Here is a 25045-nt window from a genome sequence, read left to right as displayed (position 1 = left end):
GCTATCATCGTCGTTCGATTGCTGAAACTACCATGTTCCGCTTTAAGACTATTTTTGGGGGCAATCTCAGTGCACGTCAATTTGACAATCAAGCCGTGGAATTGTTCATCAAATGTGTTGCGCTCAACCGCATGATTCAGATCGCTAAACCCGATAGCTACAAGGTTGAAGGTTAATACCAGGACACTCTCAAGGCGAACCTGACCGTTTTTCTAATCATGCAACAAAGCCCAGGATAACTGTAACTTCTGCAAAAATTGCTCAATGGTGCGAGGCTTACTTGACCTGTAATTCGTCTGACTAAAAAAAGACCTGGGAAACCAGGTCTTTGATGAGATCAAGCTCCCAAGATCTCAAGCTTTTGTTGTTTTTGATTTCCCTACAGCGGAGAAAGCGTTGAGCTCAAATGAACTACCGACTTCAGGAGCGATTGAGTATTGCTTCGATTCAATCGATTTCCTTACGTTCTTGCTTGCTCAACCTTCAACTTGTTTTTAGTCTATCGGCTGTATCCAGGGTATGCCCTCCTTCGGTTGGGTCACCCCACTGGGTGAACATCTCTATGCTCCCAAATCCGCAGGGGTGACATTTAGAAACACCGCGATTGTCTCGCCGAATGCTTTAACCAAGGTGCGATCGCTCCGAGTTCTAAAGGACAAACTGCCCATACTTAAGCCCCCCTCTAGCTGAAGCTGATCCGTGCCTGCCTCAAAATCTCGAACGGTTTGCCGTCCACTGGGCGCAAGCACAAATCTATCTCGTCCCGCATCTCCAACTAACAGGTTGCGACCACTGCCACCCCGGAGAATATCGTTGCCCCGACTGCCCAAGAGGCGATCGTTGCCGTTCCCCCCGTCAAGGGTGTCATTGCCGCCACTCCCCTTCAGCACATCATCGCCTAAATCACCATTGAGGGTATCATTACCGCCACTCCCCTTCAGCACATCGTTGCCACCACGACCGGATAGAGTGTCAGCATTTTTTGACCCTACTAATGTATCTCCCAGATCGGTTCCAACAATAGGATCGGTTATGGCGATCGCTTCTTCGGTAGTGGTCAGGCTGGTAGCATTTCCGCCGCTGCTTGGAGATAAGCTCAACCGTAGCGCGTAGGTTCCTGTTGTACCATTACTGCCACTACCCGCCTTTTGGGGATTATAGTTGCGATTGCCAGACCCGCTAATGCCTGCATAGTAGGTGCCTGGGTTTAGAAACAAATTGGCTTTCGAAAAATTGTCTATCCCAGTATTATCATCAAAACCGATCTCATTTCCTTGTTGATTAAAGACACGTAAAAGAGAGTCAAAATCCCTGCGATTAATATAATCGGGCAGCAGTTCCAAGGTAACGTTGCCTGCAGTAAGGACAGAGAATTTGATCAGATCTACGTCTTTGCTGCCAATGGTAGACGTGCCATCTTTGCCAATTTCACCATAGGTAACGCGCACAGGTTCACCATTGAGGCTAGGACCGACGGTAGCGGTTTTGAGGGTACCGTTGGGATCGAGGGCAGGATTAGAATCGTCTTTGGTGGGAGCTGTTTCTACACCGGAGTTGTTGTTAGATCCGTTGAACTGTTGGTAAATGGTTTGAATGGCGTTGTAAACGTTGATCCGCTTATAGGTAGTCTTGGTGCTGGCAACGCTGTTGTCTTCGTCATCACCATCAAAAATAGAGTCGGCAGAACTGCGGAGAATATTGAGAATTTCGGTAATCGAGAGGCGGCGTCCGGCGTACTGGGTTGCGGCCTCCTGCATGAGGGCAATGGTTCCGGATACCATCGGAGCGGCCATGCTGGTTCCGCCGAATTCTTCCAGTTTGGCACCGGGAACCGTACTGTTGATCAATGCACCGGGCGCAAAAAACATATTGGGAACATCCATTCGCTGACTGGTCGCAGTGATGCGATCAGCCCCGGTGCTGTAGTCGGTGGCTCCGGCTCCCCACCAGTAGCTTGCGTATTTGTTATCTTGCCAAACGGAACCCACGGCGATCGTGCTCTGAATGGCAGGCGATGCAAGATTCTGAGTTTGGTTGGCCTGGTAGCCGTTGCCTGCAGCGGTGACAACCGGAATACCCACTTTTTCTAAGGTTTGGATGTCGTCGGAAATGAGATCACCAACGACCTGGGCTTTAGAGGTATAGTTCCCGCCACCGATCGACATATTGACAGCGGCGATATTGTACTTTTCACGATTGGCGTAGACCCATTGCAGTGCTTTTTCAATAGCGGGATTGTAGGATAGGCTGCGCGTACCAAAGACCTGTAGACCAATTAAACCTACATCTGTGGCAATGCCAACCTTGGGATCGGTCGCGCCAATGATGCCTGAAACGTGGGTGCCGTGGCGGAGGTAGTCGGTCGGTTCCGAGGTGTTATCTACGAAGTTATAGCCTGTAACGTAGTTGCCTTTGAGGAGGGGATGGGTGTAGTCTAACCCGGTATCAATGACAGCAACGGTATAGCCACTGCCATCAATGCCACTAAACCGAGAATCATTGCGCAGTTGGGTCAACCCGATTAAATCAAAGGCGGCATTTTGACCTGCGATCGCCTGTCCGGTCGGGGCATATTCGCCGTTGATGGCGATCGCCACACTGTCGGATTGGGGAGTGATTTCCGGAATTGGAAGAGATCTCGGTGTTTCTACGGTATAGAGAGGGGCGATCGCGTCAATGGGTTGAAGTGATTGGTCATTGCTGCCCGCAAATCCGTCCTCAGTCAAGGGCTGTACCACATAGGCATCTGGGGCATTTTGCAGATCACCGTGCGCCTCTGCTAGCCCATCTAAGTCCCGAAGTGAAAGCAAGTCCCGCTCTCCCGCAGGAGGTGAATTGAGCAGAAAATCCAAAGACTGAGCGATGGGCGATTCTGCATCCGGCGAGTAGGGCAGGTCAGAATTCGATGTGGTGTACATGGTCTGCATAAATCCTCCAATGTCCCCTGAATGTAACCACGACGAGGTTTCTAGCTGTTTTAAGCCAGCAAAGAATGGACGACCCCTATCTCGGATCGCCAATGTGATAGATATACGTACGTACCTGATAGAGACTCAAGGTGGCGCGATCGCCCCATCCGCCCATTCAGTGTTTAGTTGAATGGGTCTTTAAGCTTGTCCAGATAATAGTTGGCTCCCTAGGGTGCGATCGCGCCACGGGTTGCCATTTTCTCGATTGGCTTGGGTTCAAAGGATGGATCGGAAAAGCGCACCATTGGTAGAGCAACCCGCATCACCCATTTGGGTAGTCCAGGCGGGGGTGGGGCGAGTTAGTCTGCTTGGATGGAACTGTGCCAGTCTTGGAAGTGGCCTGGTTTTCAAGGGCCATACGCAGGATCAGGGGCGATCACCTAATCCCTGACCCACTGCGTGATTCCACCCGGTTTATCGATCAACGTGATACCCAAATTCTTGAGGTCGTTACGAATGCGATCAGAAGTGGCAAAGTCTTTCGCTTTTTTGGCCTCGGTGCGTTGTTGGATCAACTGTTCAATCTCGGTGTCACTGATACCTGCGGTATCGGGGGGTGCCAAATCCTGTTCGGACAGTTCTAGCCCCAGCACCTGAGACAAACACACCAAGGTTTGCCACATCTCCCGGAGTGTTGCGCTATCGGCCTGGGCTTGTCCGGCATGGGTAATGCGATTCCCCTCTTTTTGTAAGTCCTTCGCCAGCTCAAACAGAACCGCTAAGCCTCCGGACGTATTGAAATCATCGTCCATTGCCGTTTGGAAGCGCTGCACCGGATCGCTATCGGTCGGAATCCGCATCGAGGCCGGATCGCCAAACTCTGGATTATTGACATCCTCCCAGCCCAGGACGGCTCCGTAGTGATAGCCAAAACTCAACCCGTCCCGCAGGGTGTCCCAACTGTTCTTCGCGGCTTCAATTGCATCTGCGGTAAAGTCTAAGGGCTTGCGGTAGTGGGCTTGCAGGACAAATAGACGTACCGCCATCGGATGGGGCGCATCGGGTGCGTCCAGTAAATCCCGGATGGTGGTGAAGTTGCCCAGGGATTTCGACATTTTCTCGCCGTCCACGTTCACCATGCCGTTGTGCATCCAGTAGTGAGCGAGGGGATGTCCGGTTACCGCCTCCGACTGAGCAATTTCGTTTTCATGGTGAGGAAAGACGAGATCCGCTCCGCCCACATGGATATCAATGGTGTCGCCCAGGCGTTCGTCGCCTTGAGACGAACCAAAGGCTTCGCGCACCATTGCTGAGCATTCAATATGCCAACCTGGCCGTCCTGCCCCCCAAGGTGATTCCCAGGCCGGCTCGCCTTTCTTCGCCCCTTTCCACAGAGCAAAGTCGAAGGGATCCTTCTTCTTGGGTGCGTCTGGATCGGCATCTACCCGACCACTCGCGCCTGCCTGCATGTCTTCTAGCTTGCGCCCGGACAGTTTGCCATAGCTCGGAAACGACCGCACGCTGTAGTACACATCGCCGTCTGAGGCATAGGCAAATCCTTTTTGCTCTAGTTCATGGATTAGGCGCTTAATGCCATCCAGGGTGTGAGTCGCACGGGGGTATTCGTCTGCCTCCAAAATATTCAGTCGCGCCATGTCCTCAAAGTAGGCTTGGGTGTAGCGATCGGCCACCGCTTCCATGGTGGAACCTTCCTCACGGGCACGGTTGAGGATTTTATCGTCAATATCGGTAAAGTTTTGGACGTAGCGTACCTCAAACCCTCGCCACATCAGGTAGCGCCGCACCGTATCCCAGACAATGTAGGATCGCGCGTGCCCTAGGTGGCAGTAGTTATAGACCGTGACTCCGCAACAGTACATCTTGACCTTGCCCGGTTCGATGGGTTCGAAGGGTTCTTTGCGGCGGGTCAGGCTGTTGTATAAGGTCAGGGGCATGGCATTTGGGGACGAAGAACAAACGGGTAGAGCGCTGGAGAGCAGCACATCCTCTGACAAAGTGTACCGAAATTCAGGTCACTTGCTTCAGGATTTCCAGTCTCCCTCCATGCTTGATCGTTATTCGGTTGCTTAGGGGGTTGCCTTCATCCTAGCAAGGCAGAAATCTAAAGAAAAAATAAAATTTTGATCGTGACGCTTCAGCAAACCAGGAATTTTGGGATATCTCTGCCCTAAGGAGATTTGGGACAATGGGATCTGAAAGCGGTCTGTAATGCTTACCCCTTGTTAATTAGGACTATCAGTTATCCCACCTGCTTTTTCCGAAGTTGAGGTTCATAAGAGATTCGGAGGTGTCCCTGTGCCACCGTTGCCGACAAAATTACCCCTTCCGTACCGGGAGATGCCTGTTGACAATTGGGGCAATGATTACGAGCATGCTCTTTGCCACAGACGAGGCACTGAGTCCAGCGCAGGTTATCCAGGAGCGATCGCGGAAATATTTCTCGGCGATCGTGGATAAATACTTTCTGAAAATAGTGCAGCAGGTCGTCCGGTAGAACGGTGTAGGGAGTAGCAGGCTTGGGATAATGCACCTCTGGGTGAAAGACGGTGATCCGATGCAGCGATCGCACCCCATGGGGCACTTTCTGGGTAGGATCTTTGGGCTTGTAGACACCACCATAGGGATCGACAAATAGAAGGCTCTGCATAAGCATTACCGTAAACGCATACCAATCTGAATAGAGGGTTGGGGACTGTAAGCGAATCGGTTGGTTGGCTGTTGGATCGCACAGCAATGGATCTACAAATCGAGCGGTAAAGACCGTGCAGTGAAAGGAGGCAAACTGGAATGAATCTGCATCAATCAAGTAGGCTTCACTGCCTTTGACTAGAACATTCAAATCGTTGAAGTCTCCAATCACGACCTGCTGAAGGTGGAGCTTAGATACTGTATCGTGTAGATCTTGGAAAATCTGCACAACGGTCTGATTTGAAATTCCGGCTTGCCGAAAACTGCGCTCCCCATAGCGCAACAGAGCATCTGCACGTTCCAACAAAGGCATGGGGCAACAGTCCCTACACTCATCGAGACTCGGTGAGCTTGACGGATGCGGTGGATACATTCAGGTTCTTTCCGAAAGACTTTGGTGATAATGTGAACATCTCCCTCACCAATATCACTCCTGGTGCAGATATCGGCGTACGCCTTGTTCGCGACGTAAACGGTAATCGGTATATCGAACACTGGAAAAGATCCTAGCAACTTGTTACCTGCGGAAACGTTGGTGGGCGAGGTCAACGATCCGGTGACTTTCTATAACGTCCTAGAGGATGTCAATACTGCAGATACCTATAAGTTCAGCGTTGAGACGAAGCGATCGCTCACTCTATCTCTTAAAGATTTGTATGCCAACGCGGATTTGCGGCTCATTCAAGATAAGAGTGGCAACGGCATTCTCGATCCAGGCAAAGAATTGAAGCGTTCGGCAGCATTGGGGAATACCTCAGAGACGATTACTAGGGTTCTGAATCCTGGTGACTATATTGCTCAGGTCTATTCTCCGGCTCAAAACGAACACACGGCCTACGCTTTAGAGATTGCGTAGATCGAAAACGAATATGTGTTCATTTTCAACTTGTGATTGATCTCTCGAAGTCCCTCTTAACCAGGGGGGCTTCAATGTAATACGGAATCCGATTCGCAAAGTAGCACTATTTCAGAAACCCCTCCCAACCTCCCCTACCCTGCGGGAAGCCGCTTCGCGTCTAGAGCAAGGGGAGGCGCCGTCAGGCGGTGGGGTCTAGTGCCACCCTGTAGCAGGATTTCGTATAATATCAAATCCGTTTCATCAATAATCTATTCCAGATGGCTAGGGGCAGGTTTTGTCCTTTACTCTCAGCATCTGTAGGTGACTATCTGCTAAACCCACCCGTAAAAATAATGAGTGTTTAACCAGATGGCTAGGGGCGGATTTTATCCTTGAACCTCGATAGTTGATCGGTTCCGCTAAATCCGCCCGTATAAATTATGGGCATTCAGGCAGAATTAATATCAATCCTGGTTGATGATCTGCTGAGGCTGCCCATGGCCTAATCCCTAGTGCCGCCAAGTTTCGTTAACGACCGATCCTTCAACATTGAAAAGCTTTACGTGGAGGGGCATTTGTCCTGCCGCGTGGGTTGAACAGCTCAGGCAGGGATCAAAGGCACGGATACCCGCTTCCACCCGGTTCAGCATTCCCTCTGGAATATCGGTTCCGTGAATGTAGTGGCGAGCAATTTGAGCCACGGTGCGGTTCATTGCCAGGTTGTTTTGTCCCGTCGCAATGATCATGTTCACCCTTTTCAACAGTCCCCGCTCATCCACTTGATAGTGGTGAAATAGAGTGCCCCGTGGAGCTTCGCTGACCCCGACTCCTTCTAGCTGGTTGACGTCGGCCTCGGCACGGAGAGGAGGATTGTTTAGAGTAGGATCATCCACCATGACTTGAATCCGCTCGATCGCTGCTAGAATCTCAATCAGGCGGGCATAGTGATAGAAGAACGAGGCGTTCACCGTCGATCCTCCCCGCTGCCTAAATTCTTGTAACTCTTGGTCGGCGAGGGGCGTTCCCATGCGATCGCACACGTTCAGACGAGCCAAGGGGCCAACGCGATACATGCCATTTTCAATCCGGCACGATTGATCCTGATCGGGAAATCCGAGGGGTTTATAGTAGGGAGATTTCAGATAGGAATCGGGCTGAACCGCTTCACCAATATACTCGTGGTAGCGACTGGGATCGAGGTTGTCGGCAATCAGATTGCCTGCGCTGTCAACAAACCGCAGTACTCCGTCGTAGTGTTCCCACAGTCCTTCTTTGCTGACCAGTCCCATAAATAGACTGGGAAAATTACCAAAGATCTTAGCTTCGGCCTGATGGGTTTCCAGAACGGTTTTGAAAAGGGCGATCGCGTTGAGAATCGTTTCTTGCGCCTTGGGTAACTTTGCGCGAATTTGCTCTCGTCCTTCATCGGAAAGACCCTGACGTACACCACCGGGAACCGCCCAAGCTGGGTGAATCTTTTGTCCGCCGAGATGAGCAATGATTTCCTGTCCCAGTTGGCGCAGGGCAATGCCACTCCGGGCGAGGTCGGGATTGGTTGCCATGAGGCCAAAGACGTTGCGCTTGGCCGGGTCGCTATCCCATCCCAACAGAAAATCGGGGCTACTGAGGTGGAAGAAACTGAGGGCGTGGGACTGCATAATTTGCCCCAAGTTCATCATGCGGCGCAGCTTTTCGGCACTGGGCGGCAGGGTCACAGACAGGATGCGATCGCCCGTTTTGGCGGAGGCCAGGAGGTGACTCACAGGACAAATGCCGCAAATTCGGGGGGTGATTCCCGTCATTTCCCAGAAGGGACGACCCTCACAGAACTTCTCGAATCCCCGAAACTCGGTCACGTGGAAGTGGGCATCGCTGACCTCTCCAGCGTCATCGAGATAGATCGAGATCTTGGCATGACCTTCAATGCGGGTGACGGGATCAATGGTAATGGTGGTTGACATCGTATCTATCCTCGCTATCGTTGCACGGAATAATGAGTTACAGGTTCGTTAACGATCTATCCACTACACCAAGCGTCGTAATCCTGATCGCTCAGCCATTGGGGATCGGTATCGCGATATTCTTCAAAGGCTGTTTTTGGGATCGAAATCCCTTCGTAGTAAGCCCGTTCTGCTTGGAGATCTTCAACAAGTCGCCAAGCGGTAATACAATTTTGAGGATTACTCTCTTTTTGAGCACAAATCTCATGGGCGTAGGCGATCGCCGCTTGAATCTCCTGATCGAGTTGCTGAAGATAGGGCTGTTCCGCAAAGCTACCTTTGGTGAGAATATCGGTCATGGAAATCACGCCTAAGAGAGTCCCGGCAATGACCGGAGCCGCCTGAATGTGATGCTGGGCAAAGAGGCGAGCGACGTATTCAACTTGCAAATCTGGATTCACGACGATGCAGGGTTTAGTCATCACTTCGTAGACTCGCACTAGCTTTGGATCTTTGCCAAGGGCAGCCACCTGGGTAATGATGTCGGTCTTGGTGATGATTCCGTAGGCGTCCTCTGGATGGCGACGATCAACAATTAACGATCGCACCTGATGCTGTTTCATCAGGGCGATCGCATTCCCTACAGGCTCAATCCCTCGGATGGTAATAACGTCGCTGGTCATAATATCTGACGCTTTCATACGGAGTTCCCCTCCTCTATCCAAACTTGATATCTCTACCCGTGAGATGGGGAACGGTTCCTGCTAGTAGGGGTTCAATCGCAGCTAAGATCCGATCGGCAGGGGGTGGACATCCAGGCAAATAGAGATCGACCGGGACAAGGGCATGAAGGGGCTGGACGCGATCGACAAGTGGAGGCAGTATCGGTGGATGATAGGGAATTTGCGGATTAACATCTGCATTGTCCACATAGGAACGGGTAAGCACAGGTTCCGCCACCCCCAAGGGATTGCGGAGAGCGGTCACGTTGCCTGTAATCGCACAATCTCCAAAGGCAATTAGGATTTTAGTACGATCGCGCACGGTGCGAATCATCTCTACGTGTTCCTCGTTGGCGATCGCCCCTTCGACGAGAACCGCATCTACGTTTTCAGGATATTCCTTCACGTCCACTAGGGGACTAAAGACAATATCAACGTGTTGAGCGAGTTCCATCAGCCACTCATCTAAGTCCAAAAAAGACATGTGGCAACCGGAGCAGCCCCCCATCCACACTGTTGCAAACCGAATGCGTGCCATAACTCTCTTCCCTCGAAATACGTTTCCTGTCTAGGTTTAGCGTGTGGACAATACCGAGAACGTTACCGAACCCACTGCCGTTTTTGCTGAGCGGTCATAATGAATTCCAACTGGGCGCGATCGTGCTCCATTTCACCGACGGTCGATCCTCGGTAGAAGATGGCTCCCGTCGGACAAGCGTTTACACATTTGCCGCAAGAGGTGCAGCTTTGGGCATCTCCCCACGGTTGATTCATGCCTGTGATCACGTGGGCGTTATGTCCCCGTCCGGCCAAATCCCACGTATGGGCTCCTTCAATCTCATCGCACACGCGAACGCAGCGGGTACACAGCACACAGCGATTGTGGTCTAGTCCGAAGTTTTCATGGGAGAGATCTACGGATCGTTCCGGATACTGGTATTCAAACCGGACATGATCCATGCCGTGGGCGATCGCCAAATCTTGCAGCTCGCAATGTCCGTTCGAGACACACACCGAACACACATGATTACCCTCGGCAAAGAGAAGTTCGATGATCATGCGACGGTAGGACTGTAGACGTTCGGACTGGGTATGGACGACCATCCCTTCGGCAACCTGCGTAACACAGGCCGCTTGGAGTTTAGGACTTCCCCCAATTTCCACTAAGCACAAACGGCACGCCCCTATCAACGACAGCCCCTCAACGTGGCACAGGGTCGGGATTTCAATTCCCGCCTCCCTCGCCGCATCAAGGATCGTAGCGTTCTCATGGGCGCTAATTAACTGGTCATTAATCGTGAGGGTTTTGACAGACATGTTTTCACCATTTAACCCATAGTCGAAATTATCGAGAAGCAGTGCTCACTTAGGGCGATCGCTCTGCAGGAGACTTCGCCTGACGATTGACAATGTGGACAGAGCAAGGCGCATGGTGAACCACATAGTTACTCACACTACCGAGCAATAGTTCTGCTAATCCTGATCGTCCACGATGGCCTAATACAATCAAATCGGCTTGCCAATCTTGGGCAAAGGCACAGATGGATGACCCCGCTTGATTGCCAACACAGATATAGAACTCCGCATTTACGTGTTCTACCGATGCATGTTTAATATGCGTCTGCAAAAAATTGAGCGGTAGACTGTCAACTGCAGACGGGATATCCGCTGTAGGATGGCCTCTGTAGCACTTCATGCCCTCGCCCTGACCGTAGGAACACTCCTCCAGGGTATTGAGCTTGAGCGCCTCCAGATTAGACTCCTCTTCCAGAGAAAACAGATAAAAGAGAGCCAGTTGAGCATGAGAGACCTTTGCCAAAAAGAGCGCTCGTTCCACAATGGAATCGCTCACCGGAGATAAATCAACCGCCGCTACGATTTTGTGAAACATAGTGTCCTCCATTCTCCCTACAAGCGTTTGTTTAAACAGCAAACTCGTTAGGATGTTTTCACCTGATCCAAATACTCCTGTTGGAAATAGCGCAAGGTACTCAGAACTGGATTCGGTGCCGATTGTCCCAACCCACAGAGACTGGTTTGTTTGACCAGATCGCACAGAGTCTCAAGCTGCTCTAAATCGGCTGAGGTGGCCTGTCCATCCCGAATTTTGGTCAAAAGGCGATAGAGTTGTACCGTCCCTGCACGACAAGGAATACATTTCCCGCAGGATTCATCCATGCAGAATTCCATGAAGAACCGTGCCACATCGACCATGTTGTCGTTTTCATCCATCACGATCATGCCCCCCGATCCCATGATGGAACCCAGTTTCACCAGGGATTCATAGTCCACAGGGGTATCAATTTCGGAGGCAGGAACACAGCCACCAGAGGGGCCTCCCGTCTGCACGGCCTTAACCATGCCGCCATTGGGAACCCCCCCGCCCATGACTTCCACAATGTCTCGTAATGACGTGCCCATTGGAACTTCAATGAGTCCCGTATTCTCAACTTTGCCCGCTAGAGAGAACACCTTTGTGCCTTTGCTCTTTTCCGTGCCAATGGATGCAAACCAATCTGCACCTTTTCGGATAATCGGAGCAATATTGGCGTAGGTTTCTACGTTGTTGATCAGGGTCGGACAGCCCCAAAGCCCGGATTCGGCGGGGTAGGGAGGCCGAGGCCGAGGAACACCGCGCTTACCTTCAATCGATGCGATTAAGGCCGTTTCCTCGCCACATACAAAGGCTCCAGCCCCAATGCGAATATCAATGCGAACGTTGAACGGAGAATCAAAGATCTGGCTACCCAAGAGACCATAGCGCCGCGATTGCTGGATCGCTTTTTTCAAATGCTCAATGGCTAGGGGATATTCACCACGCACGTAGATATAGCCTTGATCGGCTCCGACTGCATAGGCCGCGATCGCCATTCCTTCTAGAACTCGATGGGGATCGCTCTCTAACACACTCCGATCCATGAAAGCGCCGGGATCACCCTCGTCGGCGTTACAGACCACATACTTCTGACCGGGCGGCATTTTAGCGACGGTTGCCCATTTTAACCCGGTGGGATAGCCTGCGCCTCCTCGGCCTCGCAGTCCACTTTGCGTAATGGTATCTATGACCTCTTTGGGCGTCATTTCCCGTAGAACCCGGAAAAGGGCTTGATACCCGTCTGCCGCAATGTAGTCTTCGATCGATTCCGGATCTATTTTGCCGCTATTTTCCAGCACGATGGGATACTGGCGAGTAAAGAAAGGATGGGAGCGATCGCCTATGACCAAACCATTCTCTTCACCCTGAGACGTAGACGAGTCAAGCGTAGCAACCACGAGTCCAGCCTGCTCTGGGCGCACCTGAGTATAGAGCACTCCCTCTGCGCCTTCCGATTCCACGGACACCAGAGGCCCCTGACTGCACAACCCCATACACCCGACACTACACACGTCTACACTGTCACCCAGCCCTGCATCGGTCACGGCTTCTTCTAATCGTTCTTTCACCGCTACAGATTGGGCAGAACGACATCCCCCCACCGTGCAACATCGAATTTGGGTTTTCCGCCGTTGTTGTTTGGTTTGGTTTGCAATCTCACGTAGTTCACTAAGTTCCATCTGAAAGATACTCCGCAATCCGTTGAAGAGTTGATTCTGGGGTTTGCATGCCTTCTACGGTGTCATCGATAACCACCACAGGCGCACTGCCACAGGCTCCCAAGCATCGAGCCGTTCCAAGGGAAAACTGTTTGTTTGCCGTTGTCTCTCCGGCCTGAATCCCTGCTTTCTGCTCTACAGCTTCTAAGATTTGGGCTGCTCCTTTGACGTAGCAGGCTGTACCCGTACAAATGACACAGGTATGGGCTCCCTTCTGTTTCAGGGAGAAGAAATGATAGAAGCTGGCAACGCCATAAACCTGACTGGCCGGAAGCTTCAGACTATGTGCAATGTAGAGCAACAGATCTTCTTCGAGATACCCAAAAAGCCCCTGAGCCGAGTGCAATACCTCAATCAGCGCATCGGATCGATATTGTAAGCGCTTCATAGTGGCCTCTAACATCTTAAAGCGACGATCGCCACTTGGATGCTCTGAAGACCTTGGGGGCTTTGTGGTTATACCAGGTGATGACTCCATCTACACCTCCTCTCAAATGTTAGGGATTCGCAATACCTTAAGAGAGTCTATCCACTGGGTGTCATACCGTTATGCAACCCTGTATGCAACCATGCGATATTCTAAACTCTCTAAACGTCACAGCTTTCTAAATTTAAGGATGATAAAACTCTTTAAAGAAATCGACAACCAACCCAGAAGATTTTAACAACAAAAATATTGTCTTTAAGACACCAGAACAATACTCCAAGATCACAATCGACAGTAACTGACGGTATCTAGACTCTTTTGTGCTTAAGGACTAAATATGAAGGACGTGAACTGGAGAGCTCTAGGTTTTTCCGAAGGACTATCAGCACAAAATCTCAGAATACGACACGGACAACCTTAGATCCTGGCACAAATGAATCACTACTATTTTATTTAACCCTATTTTCGGGCTAGATCAAACGCATTCGTTTAGGTTTCATTATTTCTTAACTTGATCGAATATGTTTATCGCGTTAGTCTCTTGCTCGATGTAACCGTTCTTATCTAAAAGAACGACTTGACCCAAACGAATCACATCTCACTTTTTGGCATCTTCTCATAGAAAAGTTATTGTTTTAATCGCTACATTTTCTCGGCGATCGCAAAGTTTCTATACGTAAATTCTTAAACCTTTTGATTGTTTTTTGTGAAGGACAGTCAAATTGCGTAGATTAAAAGTAGATATCGCTGGACAGCTTAAATGGATTTAGAGAGTGCATGGTGATGAGAGCGTTAGTGATTGGCTACGGTAATCGGTTGCGAGGGGATGATGGAGTGGGAACTACAATCGCTGAAATCGTTGAAACCTGGCAGTTTCCTGGTGTAGGGGCGATCGCCCCCCATCAGCTTACGCCGGAACTAGCGGATTCTCTATCTCAGGTGGATATGGCTTTCTTTGTCGACGCGAGTTGGGATCTTCCGGCTGGAGAGGTCAGCGTTACTCCCGTTTATTCGATGGAGCATGAGCTCATCGTCAGCCATTATGCGACTCCCTCTGGATTGCTGTCGTTGGCTCGGTCTCTCTATGGATGTGCGCCGGATGCGTGGTGGGTGCAGATTGGGATTAAGGATACGGCTTTGGGGGAGCGGTTTTCAACACCTGTAGAACGAGCGATCCCGGTGGCGTTGGAGAAAGTGCGATCGCATCTAGAAAGAATGTCACCTATTGCAACCTCTCAACGGTGAACGGAGTGATCCCCATGCATGAATTGAGTTTGATGGAAGAGACCATTGCGATCGCCCTGAACTATGCCCACCAACACCATGCCCACAAAATCCATCGTATTCATATGCGGGTGGGGCAGCTTTCCGGAGTTGTGCCCGATGCATTGCAGTTTGCGTTTGATGTTGCAGTCAAAGGGACGATGGCAGAAAGCGCTCACTTTTCGATGGAAATGCTTCCTGTAGTTTGCGATTGTGCGATGTGTAATCAGCCGTTTGAACCGGATGATCCCTGGGTTTATCAATGTCCCCGCTGTCAGCACTATAGCTCTGCCATTTTGCAGGGCAAAGAACTTGAAATTGCGTCCTTGGAGGTCTCTTAACAATGTGTGGAACTTGTGGCTGTGATCCTAACTTAACCGTAGAGCATGGGCATGATCATGGGGATCATCCCAAACAAACCCTTGATCTCCATGCGTCTATCTTTGCAAAAAACGATCACATCGCTGCCCATAACCGGGATCACTTCCAGGCTAAACAGCTCCTGGTGATGAACCTGCTCTCATCCCCGGGAGCCGGAAAGACGGCACTCCTCGAACGGATGCAGCAGGATTGGCGCGATCGCGCGATCGCCACTCCAGATTCGGCCTTGCGAATGGGGGTGATTGTGGGGGATCTCGCTACTGAAAACGATGCCCAGCGTCTGCAACAGGTGGGCTTGCCCGCCATTCAAATCACCACCGGAACCGTTTGCCACCTCGATGCAGCCATGATTCGTCATGCCGTCACCCATCTCGATTTGGATGCGCTTAATGTACTGATCATCGAGAACGTCGGCAACCTCGTCTGTCCGGCGGCTTACGATTTGGGTGAAGGTCTGCGGGTTGCGCTGCTGTCGGTGACGGAAGGAGAGGATAAACCCCTCAAATATCCGGTGCTGTTCAAATCTGCCGATGTTGTTTTAATCACCAAAATAGATTTGGCTGAAGCAACTGGATTTGACCGGGCACGGGCGATCGCCAGTATCGAAAAAGTGGCTCCCCACGCCACTCGATTTGAGATCTCGACCCGTACAGGGCAGGGAATGGCGGCCTGGTACGAGTATTTGATGAACCAACTTCCGTCACCACTGGCGATCGTTTCCCCTACGCACGCGCACCCGGATCAAGATCACACCTTCGCAACTCAGATTAATTAGCACCGATCCCCACGGCATCCTCTATCCCACGTCTGACATCAACATCATGACTGCTCTCATCCCCCGCCCTGTCCAAACTGACTCCCCCATTCAACGAATGCGTTTCATCATTGGAGGCACAGTACAGGGCGTGGGGTTTCGTCCCTTTGTCTACCAAACGGCAACTCGGTTAAATCTAGCTGGATGGGTCATCAACAGCGCTCAGGGTGTTGTTCTAGAAGCCGAAGGGGATGCCAACGTTCTGCAAGACTTGATCCACGAACTCCACCACCATTCCCCTGTCCACGCGATTATCGATCACATCCAGGTCGAGGAGTGTCCCGTGCAGGGAGAATCCACGTTTCAAATTCGCGAATCAGACAACGATATCTTTGCGACAACTCCCTCGGTGTTGATTCTGCCCGATCTCGCCACCTGTCCCGACTGTCAGCAGGATATTACCGATCCCCAAAACCGTCGCTACCGCTATCCCTTTACCAACTGCACCCACTGTGGCCCCCGATTTAGCATCCTCACTACCCTGCCCTACGATCGCCCGCACACCACGATGGCCGCCTTTACGATGTGTCCAGATTGCGCGGCTGAATACCGAGATCCGGGCGATCGCCGTTTCCATGCTCAACCGAATGCCTGCGCCCACTGTGGCCCCCAGTTGGATGTGTGGGATACCTCAGGGGCAAGCCTCCTGAATCCCCAATCCCAACCGGGAAACGAAGTCATAACTGAGGCGTTGAAGCGTGCGGTAGAGGCCATCCAAGGTGGACAGATTCTAGCGCTCAAAGGATTAGGTGGATTTCATCTGATCGTGGATGCCTGCAACGAGGCGGCGGTTCAACGGTTGCGAGAGCGCAAGCACCGTCCCGATAAACCCCTTGCCTTGATGTATCCCTCGGTGGAACGGATACGGGAGGACTGTATCGTTTCGGATCTGGATGCCAAGATCTTGACCTCAGCCGAGGCTCCGATTGTGCTGCTGTCTCGCAACGAAAATCCTGAAACAGCGATCGCCCCTGCCGTTGCGCCACATCAGTCTCGGTTGGGCGTGATGCTGCCCTATACGCCTCTGCATCATCTTTTGCTTCGGGAACTTTATAGTCCCGTTGTTGCGACCAGCGGCAATCGGTCTGGCGAACCCATTGTGGCGGATGAGGGACAAGTGGTGGAGAAGCTGGGAGACATTGCCGATCTCTTTTTGGTGCATAATCGGGCGATCGCTACGCCTATTGATGACTCGATTGTGCAAGTGGTTCAGAATCAGCCCTGTATCCTCAGACGGGCACGGGGCTATGCGCCGCTTCCAGTTCAGCATTCCAGTTGGGCCGACGCAACCCAGTCTCCTCCATCATGCTCGTGCGTTCTCGCGGTAGGGGGACACTTCAAAAGTGCGATCGCCCTTTCTAAACAGCATCACATCTTTCTCAGCCATTACCTGGGGGATTTAGACACTGTAGAGACGGTTGAACGATTCCAAGGGGCGATCGCCCATCTCCAACACCTCTACCAGGCTCGTCCCACGGCGATCGCTTGTGATGCCCATCCCGACTACCAATCAACCCGCTGGGCAGAAATGTTAGCCACGCAATGGAACGTTCCGTTAATTCGTGTTCAGCACCATTACGCCCATATCCTATCGGTGATGGTTGAGCATGGCTTATCGGCTCCGGTCTTGGGGATCGCGTGGGATGGCACGGGGTACGGTGAAGACGGCACCATTTGGGGTGGGGAATGTTTAGAAATCACTCCTACGGGATTTAACCGCATTGCCCATCTTAAACCCTTTCCGCTGCCGGGGGGAGATGCTGCCGCTCGGGAACCTCGGCGCTCGGCCTTGGGGATACTGATGGCTTGTCTGGGCGATACCGCCTTTGCAAGGACTGACTTGGCATCCCTCCAAGCCTTTTCACCCGCCGAACTCAATACCCTGCGATCCATGCTCCATCGGCAAGTGAATTGTCCCCAAACCTCCAGCATGGGTCGTTTATTTGATGCGATCGCTTCTCTGTTGAACCTATGTCAAGTCAACACCTTTGAGGGACAGGCCGCATCGCGGTTAGAAGGGGCGATCGCCCCAGGAACCCATCCCCCCTACCCCATCGATTTTCTCCACGAGGCTCAATCTCCTATCCAGATCGACTGGCGACCGATGATCCTAGGGATTCTGCACGACCTAGAACAGTCGATGTCAGCCCGTGCGATCGCGGCAAAAGTCCACCATACGCTAGTTCAAATCATTCTTGATCTTGCGAAGGACTATTATGCCCAGGTTGATCGTCTATCTATACCGTGCCCTGTCGTATTGAGCGGTGGCTGTTTTCAAAATCGAGTTTTACTAGAACAGGCGATTACAACCCTGCGGGCACATCGATTTGTCCCCTACTGGTCAACAACGATTCCAAGTAATGATGGAGGGTTGGCTGCTGGACAAATTCTAGCCGCATGGCGAGGCTTGAATGATTCTCAGCCAACTCGCGTCATCGACGATCCGAATGTCAAGCGTTCATGGTTCTAAACGAGGAGCATGTATGTGTTTAGCCGTTCCTGGAAAATTGATTGATATTTCCGTTCTGGATGCTCACTCTCTCGATGCTGAATTCGATCCAGCACTCCAACGGCGAGGGCGCGTGAGCTTTGGCGGCGTGATGAAGGAGGTGAGTTTAGCCTATGTGCCAGAGGCTCAAATTGGTGACTATGTTCTTGTTCATGTTGGCTTTGCCCTGAGTGTGATTGATCCTGCGGAGGCAGAGCGAACGTTGCGGGATATTCAGATGATTCAGACATTGGGTACATCTTGATTGTCACCCTCTCGATATCTGTGGTTCAAAGAGAGTTCATTGCGCGATCGAGATTTGCAAATCTTAAAGAATATCCGGGTCGCAACTTCAACATTATTTCAACAGTGCTAATAATCTCGAATGATCTGATCTATCTTCATGAAGATCCACGGATAATGAAAGCAGATGTATCAGGGCAGTTCTTTGTCGTAAGACCCATGCCACCACAATCTTTTAATGTGTCGATCTATTAACATTTAAATGCATTCAAAACGGGCGATCGCCCCTCTGCTCAACTTACGTATCGACTGAATAGACTTCGAGATAGGGTGCTGCGTTGTAACGACGCCAATGGCCAGTTCCACTAAAGTAGAGTATCTCTGTTCAATCATTTGTTCAATCAAACGAATCTATTCCGATACCTGATGTAGGTTGTCCTCCTGTATCTCTCAACGGAGCAACATTATGACTCTAGCTATCGATCAAACCTCGGCCAAAGTGGCTCAACTTGCGACTTTAGATGGTAACGAGGCTGTCGCACGAGTAGCCTATCGCCTAAGTGAAGTGGTTGCCATCTATCCCATTACCCCCGCTTCTCCCATGGGAGAGTGGGCGGATGCGTGGTCTGCGGCACAGCAGCCTAACCTTTGGGGATCCGTTCCCTCGGTGGTGCAACTGCAAAGTGAGGCTGGAGTGGCCGGAGCGGTTCACGGTGCGCTACAAGCCGGATCGCTGACAACGACCTTTACCGCCTCCCAGGGACTCCTCCTGATGTTGCCCAATCTTTACAAGATTGCGGGTGAACTCACACCGATGGTGCTTCACGTTGCGGCGCGATCCCTGGCGGCACAGGCTCTCTCGATCTTTGGTGATCATAGCGATGTGATGGCAGCCCGTAGTACGGGCGTAGCTATGCTGTGTTCCGCCTCGGTTCAAGAAGCGCAGGACTTTGCGGCGATCGCCACTCGCGCCACGTTAGAGTCTCGCCTGCCCTTTATCCACTTCTTCGACGGGTTCCGCACCTCCCACGAAATTCAAAAAATTCGGCTCCTCTCGGAAGACGATCTCCGGGCGTTAATCCCCATGTCTCTGATCCTGGCGCATCGGGCACGGGCGCTCACTCCCGATCGCCCCGTGCTTCGCGGTACGGCACAAAATCCCGATGTCTACTTCCAGGCGCGGGAAACGGTGAATCCCTACTATGAAGCATGTCCGGCCATCGTGCAGGCCGCGATGGATGAGTTCGCCCGTCGCACAGGTCGCCAGTATCAGCTCTACGAATACGAAGGTGATCCCAATGCGACACGGGTGATTGTGCTGATGGGATCGGGCTGTGAAACCGTACATGAAACCGTGGATTACCTGAATACTCAAGGGGAAAAGGTCGGCGTCTTAAAGGTGCGGTTATATCGTCCCCTAGACATCCCTCGTTTCCTGGCTGCCTTGCCCCAAAGCGTGGAGGCGATCGCCGTTCTAGATCGCACCAAGGAACCCGGAAGTGCGGGCGAACCGCTCTATTTAGATGTGGTCAATGCTCTGATGGAGGGCGATCGCGCCTCGGTACGGGTTGTGGGCGGACGCTACGGGTTGTCCTCTAAAGAATTTACACCTGCCATGGTGAACGCCGTCTTTGACAATCTCAAAGCCGCTAAACCGAAAAATCATTTCACCATCGGCATTAACGACGATGTCAGCCATACCTCGTTAGTCTACGATCCTAGCCTTTGCATCGAACCCGATAATGTCGTGCGTGCTCTCTTCTATGGGTTAGGCTCCGATGGAACCGTGGGCGCTAACAAAAACTCCATCAAGATTATTGGGGAAGATACCGACAACTACGCCCAGGGCTACTTTGTCTATGACTCTAAGAAATCCGGTTCCGTGACAATTTCGCACCTGCGGTTTGGCGCACAGCCGATTCGCTCCACCTATTTAATTACCAGTGCCAATTTCATCGCTTGCCATCAGTGGGAATTTGTCCATAAGTTTAATCTTCTGGAAACCGCAAAACCGGGAGCAACCTTCCTCATCAATAGTCCCTACTCGCCAGAAGAGACCTGGACACATCTACCCGCTTTGCTTCGGGATCAGATTCTTCAAAAACAGCTTAAGGTCTACGTGGTGGATGCCTCTCAGGTTGCCCGCGACGCCGGGATGGGGGGACGGATCAATACGGTCATGCAGGTTTGCTTCTTTGCATTGGCGGGCGTGTTGCCCCGTGACGAGGCGATCGCCCAAATTAAGCGCATGATCCACAAGACCTACAGCAAGAAGGGCGAGGTCGTGGTTGAGATGAACTTGAAAGCGGTTGACCAAACCCTAGATCATCTATATGAAGTTGTTCCGACAGCGTTACCCCCATCGGAACTCTCAGTCGGCGAGGAACAGGGGACGATCCCTGAAACGGCTCCGACCTTTGTCCGGGACGTGCTGGGTAAAATCATGGCGCGTCAAGGGGACGATCTGCCTGTGAGTGCCCTTCCCATCGATGGCACCTATCCCACGGGCACGTCCAAATGGGAAAAACGCAACATTGCCCAAGAGATTCCCGTTTGGGATCCGGAGGTTTGTGTGCAGTGTGCGAAATGTGTCCTCGTCTGTCCCCACGGGGTCATTCGCGCCAAGGTCTACGAGCCGGATCGACTCGCCGATGCTCCAGAGACCTTTAAGCACACCGACGCCCGCGATCACGCCTGGACAGGACTCCAGTTTTCACTCCAGGTGGCGGCGGAAGACTGCACAGGCTGTAGTCTCTGTGTTGAGGTCTGTCCGGCGAAGAATCGCAAAGAACCCAGACTGAAAGCGATCAATATGGAGGATCAGCGACCGCTGCGGGAGGCTGAGCGGCAGAACTGGGATTTCTTCCTAAACCTACCAAATCCGGATCGCAATAGCCTCAATCTCCACAAGATTAGCCATCAGCAAATGCAAGAGCCTCTATTTGAGTTCTCTGGCGCGTGCGGAGGCTGCGGCGAAACGCCCTACCTGAAGCTAGCAACCCAACTCTTTGGCGATCGCATGATGGTGGCCAACGCCACGGGATGTTCCTCCATCTACGGCGGCAACTTGCCCACCACACCGTGGACTCACAACGCCGAAGGACGGGGACCAGCATGGTCAAACTCTCTCTTTGAAGATAACGCTGAATTTGGTTTAGGCTTCCGGGTATCCATTGATAAACAACAGCAGCAGGCGCAGGAATTACTCCGTAACCTTGCCTTTGAAACCGAAGGCGTTACCCTGCACCACGACCTGGCAAACGCGATTCTCACGGCGACCCAAACCGATGAAGCGGATATCTTTGAACAGCGCGATCGCGTCGCCCACTTGAAAGATCTGCTTAAAACCGAGATTGATCGACTCAGTGGCGATCAGGCGATCCGTGATCAACTCCAGAGTCTCCTATCGTTATCCGACTATCTGGTGAAGAAGAGTGTTTGGATCATCGGTGGCGATGGCTGGGCCTATGACATTGGCTATGGCGGGCTGGATCATGTGATTGCCAGCGGTCGCAATGTCAACATCCTGGTGCTGGATACGGAGGTCTATTCCAACACCGGAGGCCAAATGTCGAAGGCAACACCGTTAGGGGCGATCGCCAAGTTTGCGGCAGGGGGTAAACCCATGTCGAAGAAAGACTTGGGACTCATCGCCATGACCTACGGCAATGTTTACGTGGCCAGTGTGGCAATGGGCGCGAAAGATGAACACACAGTACGTGCCTTCCTCGAAGCCGAATCCTACGATGGTCCCTCGTTGATCATTGCCTATTCCCACTGCATTGCCCACGGTATCGATATGGCCACTGGCATGCAGCAGCAAAAGGCCGCCGTTGCATCGGGGCAGTGGCTCCTCTATCGCTACGATCCCCGTCGTCGGGATGAGGGTAAAAATCCATTACAACTGGATGGGCGATCGCCCCACATGCCCTTGGAAAAATACCTCTATGCTGAGAATCGCTTCAAGATGCTCACTCGTAGCCATCCGGAACAGGCGAAAGCATTTCTAGAGCAATCGAAACACAACGTCAGCACTCGATGGCACTTCTACCAGTATCTTGCTGAACGTTCCGAGTCCCCATCCCATGATTCATCAACGGAGGAGTAGCCATGGATTTGTCAACGACCTATCTCGGTCTAAATCTGCGATCGCCTTTAGTGGTAGGTGCCGCCGCTCCACTAACTGAGGATCTTAAAAACATTCGTCACTTCGAGGATGCAGGCGCAGGTGCGATCGTTCTTCACTCTCTGTTTGAAGAACAAATCCGCCAAGATCAGTTGGAACATCACCACTATATCGAGCACGGCACCGAAAGCTTTGCGGAAGCGCTGACCTATATGCCGGAACCCCATCTTTTCCCAGTGGGGCCGGATGCCTATCTCCAGCATGTCCAAAAGGCAAAAGAGTTAGTTGATATCCCAATCATTGCCAGCCTCAATGGGTCTACGCCGGGGGGATGGGTAGACTATGCGCGGCAAATCGAACAAGCGGGCGCAGATGCCCTTGAACTGAACATCTACTTTGTCCCCACCGATATCGACATCATCGGTTCCAGCGTAGAGCAGCGGTATATCGACATCTTGCAAGCAGTCAAAGCAGCGGTGACGATTCCTGTGGCGGTGAAGCTCAGTCCCTATTTCAGTAACCTGGCGTACATGGCGAATCGCCTGTCCGAAGCCGGAGCTAACAGCTTAGTACTCTTTAACCGCTTCTACCAACCCGACATCGATATTGAGGAACTGGATGTCTATCCCCATGTCCTGTTGAGCACTCCCTACGATATGCGTCTGCCCATGCGCTGGATTGCCATTCTCCACGGACGAATCAACGCCGACTTTGCAGCATCAGGGGGGATTCAAAAAGGCCCTGATGTTGTCCGAATGCTGATGGCTGGTGCGAACGTTACCCTCATTGTGGGAGCGCTACTGCGGCATGGAATTGATCACCTGCGAGAGATAGAGCGGGAACTGCGCGTTTGGATGGAGGATAACGACTATGCCTCGGTTCAAGACATGCGCGGTATTATGAGTCAGCTCAAATGTCCGAACCCCAGCGAGTTCGAGCGGGTTCATTACATGAAGGCGATTCAAACCTACCACCCCACATGGAGTAATTCCGTGGGTATCTCTCACTTTTTTGGCTGATCAATTTCTAGGAGGCCGTTATGAGCCAATCAAAAAAAATTGGAATTCTGACTAGCGGAGGAGATTGTCCGGGGCTGAATGCAGCTATCCGTGCCGTCGTGAAATGCGCGACGCAAAAGGGATGGGAGATGTATGGCATCCCCTACGGTACGGATGGGTTTATCGGAGTCCATGAGGGACGCTATCGTCCGGAGGATTTGAAGCTTCGTGCCCACGGCTATGATATGCCGGGTCTCCTGCAAGGATTGGACATTCTCCAATTTCTCAGTGGGAGTATTCTGGGATCGCTGAGTCGAGGTCATCCTGAACAAGAAGGGGTCGCAGAAAAGATTCTCGGTGGCTATCAACAACTCGGTCTAGATGCGATTATTACCATTGGCGGAGACGGTAGCCTCGATATCATCCACGATTTAGCTCAACGGGGAGGCTGGAATCTGGTTGCAATCCCGAAAACGATTGATAACGACGTTCCCTTGACAGAACGGACGTTAGGATTTGACACCGCAATCAGCACCGTTACTACGGCTGTTTACGACCTCACCTTTACGGCAGCCAGCCACGATCGCATCATGATCGTGCAGGCAATGGGACGGGATGCAGGACATTTAGCCCTCCATAGCGGTATTGCAGGGGGTGCGGATATTATCCTGATTCCAGAGTTGGTTCCGGCGGTGACCACGACCGTTCTAGACTCGATGTGCGAGCATATTAGCCACCTTCGTCAAGAGGGACGGAAGTTTGCGCTTGTAGTCGTATCGGAAGGGGTGAGAACAGCAGCAGGCAAACGCGAAAAATATATTGGGGATTACGTCGCAGAACAGTTACGAATCCGCAGTCAGGAACTCTGTACATCGGGTAACTCTACCTTTTGTGGTCTGACTGATATTGATACCCGTTCGACGGTGCTGGGTCATATTCAGCGGAGTGGGACTCCGTCTGCCTCCGATCGCCTTCTTGCCAATGCCTTTGGGACGATGGCGATTCAGCTCATTGAGGCGGAACACTACAATCAACTGGTGGTGTGGGCTAATGGCAAAGTCTGTAGCCGATCGCTCGATGAGGTGATTCCTTGTATTAAGCAATGCCATCGGGAAAAACGATGTTCAAACCCCGTGAAACCGGATGACATGATGGTTTTGGTGGCGCGATCGCTCGGTATCTACCTAGGAGAACCGATCATCCCCGATTCTACGGCTGAACACGCTTCTTCTCTTGAAAAAGATTGTGTGATTCTGGTTTAAATCATTACGCAGCATTACTACCCAACGGTTAACACTCTCTTTGTACCCAACGTTCTATGAAGTTTGTAGATGAATACCGAGATGGGGCGATCGCCCGTGACTATGCCCAAGCGATCGCCTCGATCACCACTCAACCGTGGACGATCATGGAGATCTGTGGTGGACAAACCCACAGCATCGTCAAATTTGGCTTAGATCAGCTTTTACCTACTTCCATGACGCTGATCCACGGCCCTGGTTGTCCGGTCTGTGTCACCGCTGCGGAGATGATCGATCAGGCGATCGCCCTGGCTCAGCGTCCTGATGTAATTCTCTGTTCCTTTGGCGATAT

The 25045-nt window shown here is 51.8% G+C and carries 21 protein-coding genes; 11 read left to right on the top strand and 10 right to left on the bottom strand.

Annotated elements, in window-relative coordinates:
- On the top strand, window positions 1-176 hold a 176-nt coding region (locus tag IGR76_05925; protein ID MBF2078056.1), incomplete at its 5' end, for an IS5/IS1182 family transposase.
- 384 nt (window positions 177-560) lie between these two features.
- Here the strand turns inward: IGR76_05925 and IGR76_05920 are convergent.
- From IGR76_05920 to IGR76_05910, 3 genes are all read right to left on the bottom strand, one after another.
- A complete protein-coding gene (locus IGR76_05920; protein ID MBF2078055.1) occupies window positions 561-1793 on the bottom strand; it encodes a hypothetical protein in 1233 nt (410 codons plus the stop codon).
- Between the two features lie 1556 nt (window positions 1794-3349).
- The gene (locus IGR76_05915; protein MBF2078054.1) at window positions 3350-4864 is read right to left on the bottom strand and encodes a cysteine--tRNA ligase; all 1515 of its coding nucleotides are present in this window, start codon (window positions 4862-4864) and stop codon (window positions 3350-3352) included.
- Between the two features lie 305 nt (window positions 4865-5169).
- Window positions 5170-5931, bottom strand: coding sequence for a hypothetical protein (locus IGR76_05910; GenBank protein ID MBF2078053.1), 762 nt, complete (start codon window positions 5929-5931; stop codon window positions 5170-5172).
- A gap of 201 nt (window positions 5932-6132) precedes the next feature.
- On the opposite strand from IGR76_05910, the gene IGR76_05905 reads away from it, so the two are divergent.
- The gene (locus IGR76_05905) at window positions 6133-6474 is read left to right on the top strand and encodes a PPC domain-containing protein (GenBank protein ID MBF2078052.1); all 342 of its coding nucleotides are present in this window, start codon (window positions 6133-6135) and stop codon (window positions 6472-6474) included.
- Between the two features lie 491 nt (window positions 6475-6965).
- Here the strand turns inward: IGR76_05905 and IGR76_05900 are convergent, their stop codons facing one another.
- The 7 genes from IGR76_05900 to hoxE form a co-directional block, all read right to left on the bottom strand.
- Window positions 6966-8417, bottom strand: a complete 1452-nt coding sequence (locus IGR76_05900; protein ID MBF2078051.1) for a Ni/Fe hydrogenase subunit alpha — start codon at window positions 8415-8417, stop codon at window positions 6966-6968.
- A 56-nt stretch (window positions 8418-8473) separates the two neighbouring features.
- The gene (locus IGR76_05895) at window positions 8474-9097 is read right to left on the bottom strand and encodes a CBS domain-containing protein (protein ID MBF2078050.1); all 624 of its coding nucleotides are present in this window, start codon (window positions 9095-9097) and stop codon (window positions 8474-8476) included.
- A gap of 16 nt (window positions 9098-9113) precedes the next feature.
- Window positions 9114-9656: an oxidoreductase gene (locus IGR76_05890; protein MBF2078049.1), complete on the bottom strand. Its 543-nt coding sequence runs from the start codon at window positions 9654-9656 to the stop codon at window positions 9114-9116.
- A gap of 62 nt (window positions 9657-9718) precedes the next feature.
- The gene (hoxU, locus tag IGR76_05885) at window positions 9719-10435 is read right to left on the bottom strand and encodes a bidirectional hydrogenase complex protein HoxU (protein ID MBF2078048.1); all 717 of its coding nucleotides are present in this window, start codon (window positions 10433-10435) and stop codon (window positions 9719-9721) included.
- Between the two features lie 49 nt (window positions 10436-10484).
- Window positions 10485-11009 carry a universal stress protein gene (locus IGR76_05880; GenBank protein MBF2078047.1) on the bottom strand — a complete coding sequence of 175 codons (525 nt, stop codon included), beginning with the start codon at window positions 11007-11009 and terminating at the stop codon, window positions 10485-10487.
- 47 nt (window positions 11010-11056) lie between these two features.
- The gene (nuoF, locus tag IGR76_05875; GenBank protein ID MBF2078046.1) at window positions 11057-12673 is read right to left on the bottom strand and encodes an NADH-quinone oxidoreductase subunit NuoF; all 1617 of its coding nucleotides are present in this window, start codon (window positions 12671-12673) and stop codon (window positions 11057-11059) included.
- Window positions 12663-13190: a bidirectional hydrogenase complex protein HoxE gene (hoxE, locus tag IGR76_05870; GenBank protein MBF2078045.1), complete on the bottom strand. Its 528-nt coding sequence runs from the start codon at window positions 13188-13190 to the stop codon at window positions 12663-12665. Before hoxE ends, nuoF begins: the two co-directional genes overlap by 11 nt.
- 732 nt (window positions 13191-13922) lie before the next feature.
- Between hoxE and IGR76_05865 the strand changes: the two genes are divergently transcribed.
- The 9 genes from IGR76_05865 to IGR76_05825 form a co-directional block, all read left to right on the top strand.
- The gene (locus tag IGR76_05865; GenBank protein MBF2078044.1) at window positions 13923-14384 is read left to right on the top strand and encodes a hydrogenase maturation protease; all 462 of its coding nucleotides are present in this window, start codon (window positions 13923-13925) and stop codon (window positions 14382-14384) included.
- Between the two features lie 14 nt (window positions 14385-14398).
- Complete coding sequence (gene hypA, locus IGR76_05860) at window positions 14399-14743, top strand: hydrogenase maturation nickel metallochaperone HypA (protein MBF2078043.1); 345 nt, start codon at window positions 14399-14401, stop codon at window positions 14741-14743.
- Between the two features lie 2 nt (window positions 14744-14745).
- Window positions 14746-15558 (top strand): hydrogenase nickel incorporation protein HypB, encoded by an 813-nt coding sequence (gene hypB / locus IGR76_05855; protein ID MBF2078042.1) that lies wholly within the window; start codon window positions 14746-14748, stop codon window positions 15556-15558.
- Window positions 15559-15604: 46 nt separating this feature from the next.
- The gene (hypF, locus tag IGR76_05850) at window positions 15605-18067 is read left to right on the top strand and encodes a carbamoyltransferase HypF (protein ID MBF2078041.1); all 2463 of its coding nucleotides are present in this window, start codon (window positions 15605-15607) and stop codon (window positions 18065-18067) included.
- A 13-nt stretch (window positions 18068-18080) separates the two neighbouring features.
- Window positions 18081-18350, top strand: coding sequence for a HypC/HybG/HupF family hydrogenase formation chaperone (locus IGR76_05845; protein MBF2078040.1), 270 nt, complete (start codon window positions 18081-18083; stop codon window positions 18348-18350).
- A 444-nt stretch (window positions 18351-18794) separates the two neighbouring features.
- Window positions 18795-22436 (top strand): pyruvate:ferredoxin (flavodoxin) oxidoreductase, encoded by a 3642-nt coding sequence (gene nifJ / locus IGR76_05840; GenBank protein ID MBF2078039.1) that lies wholly within the window; start codon window positions 18795-18797, stop codon window positions 22434-22436.
- Between the two features lie 2 nt (window positions 22437-22438).
- Entirely contained in the window at window positions 22439-23473 is a 1035-nt protein-coding gene (locus IGR76_05835) for a dihydroorotate dehydrogenase-like protein (protein MBF2078038.1), read from the top strand.
- 20 nt (window positions 23474-23493) lie between these two features.
- On the top strand, window positions 23494-24714 hold the full coding sequence (locus IGR76_05830) for a 6-phosphofructokinase (GenBank protein ID MBF2078037.1): 1221 nt from the start codon (window positions 23494-23496) through the stop codon (window positions 24712-24714).
- A gap of 56 nt (window positions 24715-24770) precedes the next feature.
- Window positions 24771-25045 (top strand): hydrogenase formation protein HypD (locus IGR76_05825; GenBank protein ID MBF2078036.1); only part of this gene is annotated, 275 nt, incomplete at its 3' end.

Origin of the sequence: Synechococcales cyanobacterium T60_A2020_003 (assembly GCA_015272205.1) — a bacterium.
Taxonomy (GTDB): domain Bacteria; phylum Cyanobacteriota; class Cyanobacteriia; order RECH01; family RECH01; genus JACYMB01.
Note: the sequence above shows the minus strand (reverse complement) of the source record. Positions and strands in the feature narration are given on the sequence as shown.